The sequence below is a fragment of the Pedobacter sp. 10L46_2 genome, from assembly GCF_056395165.1.
Map to the genome: position 1 here is coordinate 1 of NZ_JBFTIZ010000372.1, position 6055 is coordinate 6055.

General features: G+C 38.0%; 5 protein-coding genes. 1 reads left to right on the plus strand and 4 read right to left on the minus strand.

Annotated features, from left to right (window positions below; genetic code table 11):
- The coding region (locus AC1DDX_RS25155; RefSeq protein WP_477622803.1) for a single-stranded-DNA-specific exonuclease RecJ at positions 1–1169 on the minus strand (1169 nt) is incomplete at its 3' end.
- Positions 1170–1316: 147 nt separating this feature from the next.
- Here AC1DDX_RS25155 and AC1DDX_RS25160 point away from each other — a divergent pair.
- Complete coding sequence (locus tag AC1DDX_RS25160) at positions 1317–2084, plus strand: MBL fold metallo-hydrolase (protein ID WP_172659339.1); 768 nt, start codon at positions 1317–1319, stop codon at positions 2082–2084.
- Here AC1DDX_RS25160 and AC1DDX_RS25165 read toward each other — a convergent pair.
- From AC1DDX_RS25165 to gcvP, 3 genes are all read right to left on the minus strand, one after another.
- Positions 2081–2464, minus strand: coding sequence for a response regulator (locus tag AC1DDX_RS25165; protein WP_477622804.1), 384 nt, complete (start codon positions 2462–2464; stop codon positions 2081–2083). The genes AC1DDX_RS25160 and AC1DDX_RS25165 overlap by 4 nt on opposite strands.
- A 7-nt stretch (positions 2465–2471) precedes the next feature.
- Positions 2472–3047 (minus strand): YceI family protein, encoded by a 576-nt coding sequence (locus AC1DDX_RS25170; RefSeq protein WP_477622805.1) that lies wholly within the window; start codon positions 3045–3047, stop codon positions 2472–2474.
- Positions 3048–3158: 111 nt separating this feature from the next.
- Positions 3159–6035 carry an aminomethyl-transferring glycine dehydrogenase gene (gene gcvP / locus AC1DDX_RS25175; protein WP_172659342.1) on the minus strand — a complete coding sequence of 959 codons (2877 nt, stop codon included), beginning with the start codon at positions 6033–6035 and terminating at the stop codon, positions 3159–3161.
- Positions 6036–6055: the final 20 nt, after the last annotated feature.

The window sequence follows — 6055 nt, forward strand, 5'->3', positions numbered from 1 at the left end:
CCCGTAAGTAATCCATTTGAAGCTGTAAGCACAACAGTTGGTCGATAGTATTTTTCAATCAACCTCGAAGCAACAATCCCAATTACGCCTTTATTCCAGCTTTCATGATACACCACTGTAGTTTTTTTATTTACAAGGATATCGCATTCTTCAATCAAAGCAAGTGCTTCGGCAGTCATGTTTTGATCGGATGTTTTACGATCAGTGTTCTGTATGTTGATAAATAAACTCTGTTCCTGAGCCAGAGAACTTTCAGTACAAAGTAACATTTTAACAGCTTCCGATGCATGATCCATTCTTCCTGCCGCATTTATTCGGGGCGCCAATGTAAACACTACGTCTGTAAGTGTGTAATCCTTGCTCTTTCCGGAAATTTCCATTAACGCCTTTAATCCAACACAAGGCTTAGCATTTAACTTAATTAAGCCATGATACGCTAGGATTCTGTTCTCATCAATTACTGGTACAATATCCGCAGCAATACTTACCATTACTAAGTCTATATACTGCTCATAATTTTCGGCAGGTAGCTGATGTGTGTCACAATAAGCCTGGGCAAGTTTAAACCCAATACCGCAGCCTGCAAGTTCTTTAAAAGGGTAGGCGCAGTCATTACGTTTGGGATCAAGTATTGCGATTGCTGCGGGAAGTTCATCGCTGGGTAAATGGTGATCGCAAATAATAAAATCTATATTTAAGGTATTAGCGTAAGCAATTTTGTCATTAGATTTTATTCCGCAATCAAGAGCAATGATTAAAGTAAAGCCATTTTTTGCAGCATAATCAATTCCAGCTGTTGAAATGCCATAGCCTTCTTTATGCCTATCGGGAATATAATATTCAATGTCTGATGTAAATTGACTAAAGAAACTGAATGCAAGCGCAACTGATGTTGTGCCATCAACATCATAGTCTCCATATATTAATATTTTTTCTTTTTTGGCTAGGGCTACGTCAATTCGATCGATGGCTTTATCCATATCCTTCATCAAAAAAGGATCATGTAAATGAGACATCTGAGGCCTAAAATAGTCACGTGCAATATCAAAGGAAGAAATACCCCTTTGAACTAATATTTGTGCTAAGCTATTGTCTATGTTTAATTGTTGTGCAAGCAAATCTGTTGTTTCTGTATTGCCCTTTGCGGCCTGCACCCATCTTTTTTTCATCTAATACCTGTCTTCTTTTTCTCTGCGAAGCTTGCATAAACTTCTGTTTATTTTATTGCCAGCGTGTTAACTTCATGGAGGTTCCCTATCTTTGCAATGATATTGTTGTAAATATATCATTTAATTTTCTTACTAATAACTACGCCATTGCAAGTTTTCACTTTATACGAAGGATCTTATTCTGTAGACGCTACTAAAAAATTTATACCTTTTAATGCCGAAAAAGATAATCCTAAAGATCGCCCTGCCTCCCTTTTTATACACGTACAACCCTTTTTAGTTAAGCTAAAAAATAGTCTTGTTTTGTTCGATACAGGCTTAGGGTATAGTGATGAGGATGGGCAGCTGATTTTACATAAAAATATCAGGAAAGCTGGTTTTGATCCTGAGGATGTAGACATGGTTTTAATGTCTCACCTGCATTTTGATCATTCTGGAGGTATGGTTCATAACAAGCTAGATGGTAGTGTGGAATTAAGCTTTCCGCATGCAACTTATGTTATTCAACATGGAGAGTGGGAGAATGCGTTTACAAACACCTCTTCATCTTATAAAACTGAAATATTTGATTTTTTACAGCGCAATGCACAACTGAAATTTGTTGAAAACTCTGGTCAGCTTACTGATGAGATTAGTTATGAACTAACGGGGGCACACTGTCCGTTTCATCAGGTGTTTTTATTGGACGATGGGGTAGATAAAGTGTTTTTTGGAGGTGATGTTTTACCCGAACCTGAAGAGCTGTTAAGGAGATTTATTGCCAAATATGATTTCGATGGTCGAAAGGCAATGGAACTACGAGAAGAGTTTGGCAAAAAAGCAGCAGAAGAGAATTGGAATTGCCTTTTTTATCATGCAAAAAGTAAGGCTACCGGTTATATAACCTATACCGATGGGCAGTTTAAAATAATTTAAGGAACAACCAACTGTAAAAGCTCTTTAAGCCTTTCTATGGTTAAAGGTTTAGAAATAAATCCATCAACCGATTTGAAGCCTTTAGCTTTCTCAATATCATACTCATAAACAGATGAAGAGAGCATATACAAGAAAACCTTTTGGCGCTGGATGTTAAGTTTTTCATAAACTTCCAGAAATTCCCAGCCATTAAGAACAGGCATGTTGATGTCAACCAAGATGATGTGTGGAAAAATTTCTACATTATTAGCGATGCTGGTTAAATAATCTACAGCTAATTGGCCATTACTTTTCGAAATCATGTCTACCTCATAGCCTGTCTTTTCTATCACTTTTTTTATGATAAATATATTGATGTCATCATCATCAATTACAAGCATATTGATTCTAGAGTGTCAGTTCAAAATCATCATAGATCATTTTATCGCCAACATCAGGGAACATTCCTTTTGATCTAAATTTAATACCAAATTTAGTCCTGTCCACAGTAACTTTTTCAGCGGTAGCAGTTACTGATCCATCTGCATTCCAGGCAATAGTTGCAGGGAAAGTGATAGAATTTGTAATGCCTTTAATGGTAAGATTACCTGTTACATTTGCCGTATTGGCTCCTGTATTTGTAATCTTTTTAATTACAAAAGCAGAGGTTGCAAATTTATCAACTCCAAAAAAGTCATCCGCTTTTAAATGGCCTTCTAACTTTTCACTTTTGTCGGCATCTTTAATCGTTGCCATATTTATAGTGAAATTGCCACCTGCCAGTTTTTTATCATTGAAAATCAAACTTCCTGACTGAAGATCGATAGTTCCATTGTGACTGCCTGTAAGTTTTTTGCCAACCCATGTTAATGATGATTTCTCAACATCCACTTTATAAGTAGTTGCCTTAAACACAGGAGCAATAAATGCCGAAGAGACAAATACTATTAAAAGTAATGCCAGCGAAGTGATTTTTAATTTCATTGTATTCTAATTTAATTTTTTAATACTAAGGTCTGTTTTAGCCTTTTGATACATTTAATAGAACAAATGTATCAAAAGGTTTAACGGCCAAAGTTGACCTATGATAAGTTTTTAAGCTAGATCTTCTGCATAGCTTTCAATCGGCGGGCAAGCACAAACCAATGATCTGTCGCCAAATGAATCATTTACTCTTCCAACCGATGGCCAGAATTTGTAAGCAGCTACATAAGGTAGTGGGAAGGCTGCAGTTTGTCTGCTGTAGCCATGATTCCATTCATTACCGGTTACTACAGCTGCAGTGTGCGGAGCATTTTTTAGTGGGTTATCAGTTTTGTCAAGCTCGCCAGTTTCAACGGCAGTTATTTCATTTCTAATGGCAATTAAAGCATCACAGAAACGATCTAACTCATGTTTAGGCTCACTTTCTGTTGGCTCAACCATTAATGTTCCGGCAACCGGGAAAGAAACAGTAGGCGCATGGAATCCGTAATCCATCAAGCGTTTTGCAATATCAACAACCTCAATACCGAAGTTTTTAAATCCTCGGCAATCTAAGATCATTTCGTGTGCACAACGGCCATTAGCGCCTGAATAAAGTACAGGATAATGTTTTTCTAAACGAGCCTTCATATAGTTGGCATTCAATATCGCATACTTTGTAGCGTTGGTTAATCCTTCGCTACCCATCATTGCTATATAAGCATGAGATATGATCAGAATTGAAGCTGAACCCCATGGTGCCGAAGAAACTGCATGAATGGATTTATCATTATTGATGTCTACCACGGCATGTCCTGGTAAATAAGGGACAAGGTGTTTTGCAACGCCAATCGGACCCATGCCAGGGCCACCACCACCGTGAGGAATACAGAATGTTTTATGTAAGTTAAGGTGACAAACATCGGCACCGATATTTGCAGGGCTGGTTAAACCAACCTGAGCATTCATGTTGGCTCCATCCATGTAAACCTGGCCACCATTTTCGTGAATGATGTTACAAATGTCTACTATGCTTTCTTCAAATACACCGTGTGTAGAAGGGTAGGTTACCATTAAACAAGAAAGATTGGCTGCATGTTCAATTGCTTTAGCTTTTAAATCCTCAACATCAATATTTCCGTTTTCTAATGATTTTACAACCACAATCTTCATACCTGCCATTGCCGCAGAAGCCGGGTTAGTTCCATGAGCAGACGAAGGGATTAACGCGATGTTACGATGAGCATCGCCACGATCCTGATGGTAAGCTCTGATTACCATTAAACCTGCATACTCGCCTTGAGCACCGGCGTTTGGCTGTAAACTCATAGCAGCAAAACCGGTAATTTCACTTAACCATCTGTCAAGCTCATTAAATACCGTATAGTATCCAGCTACCTGATCAGCAGGAGCAAAAGGATGCACTTTGCCAAATTCAGGCCATGTAACCGGAATCATTTCAGTTGTTGCATTTAGCTTCATTGTACATGAACCCAAAGCAATCATCGAATGACAAAGAGAAAGATCTTTAGTCTCTAATGATTTTATATAACGCAACATTTCATGTTCAGAATGGTGCGCGTTAAATACCGGATGTGTTAAATAGGCAGATTTACGTTGTAAATTTGCAGGAATTACAGTTTCAACGTTTTCATCAGCCAGCTCAACAGCATCAGCAGCAATTGCTTTTACTTTTGAGAATATTTTAGTTAATAGCTTTATATCTTCAACTGAAGTAGTTTCATCAAGAGCGATGGTAACTACACTTCCTTTATAGTTAAGGTTGATTTCATTGTCGATGCATTCTCTGTGAATAGAATCAACTAAATCGCCAAGGTCTAACTGAATGGTGTCGAAATATGCTTTGTTTAACTGTTTGTAGCCTATTTTCTCTAATGATTTAGCTAATGTAATTGCCAGGCCGTGTGTACGCTCTGCAATAAGCTTTAATCCTTTAGGGCCATGATAAACAGCGTAGAAACCAGCCATAATAGCCAATAGTGCCTGTGCTGTACAAATGTTAGAAGTAGCTTTATCTCTACGGATATGTTGCTCTCTTGTTTGCAAAGCCATGCGTAAGGCATAGTTGTTATTACTATCGATGGTTACACCAATGATACGTCCTGGGATTGAGCGTTTGTATTCATCTTTAGTCGCAAAAAACGCAGCATGAGGCCCACCAAATCCCATTGGTACACCAAAACGTTGTGTTGTTCCAACTACAACATCTGCGCCCCACTCTCCCGGAGGAGTTAATAAGGTTAAGCTAAGTAAGTCGGCAACAACTGTAACTTTAACATTTTTTTCATGTGCTTTTTGAGCAAAAGCAGTATAATCAAATACTTCACCGTTTCCGGCAGGATATTGAATAATTGCTCCGAAGAATTCTTCATTTAGCTCAAACGAGTCATGCGCACCAATTACCAATTCAATTCCAAAAGGATTTGCACGGGTTTTTAAGATGTCGATTGTTTGAGGAAATAACAATTCAGAAACAAAGAATTTAGTTGCCTGTTGATTTTTGCGCAGGCTATATTGCATAAACATGGCCTCAGCAGCAGCAGTACCTTCATCAAGAAGTGATGCATTTGCTATTTCCATACCGGTAAGATCAATAACCATAGTCTGGAAATTCAACAAAGCCTGTAAACGACCCTGAGCAATTTCAGCCTGGTAAGGAGTATATTGAGTATACCATCCCGGGTTTTCCATTACATTACGTAAAATTACACCGGGAGTTAAAGTATCATAATATCCCTGACCGATATATGATTTGAAAACTTTGTTTAAAGAAGCAGTTTGTCTTAAGCTGCTCAGGTAATCTGTTTCAGATTTTGCTTTTGGCAAATTTAACGGTTGTTTCAACCTGATCTTTTGTGGAACAGTTTGTTCTATTAATTCGTCAACAGAACCAACGCCAAGCGTGGTTAGCATTGCGTTTGTGTCATCAGTATTAGGCGCAATGTGGCGGTCTTTAAAGTCTTCTTGGTAATGAATGTTTAAGCTCATGTATTCTTTGAATAAAAAGT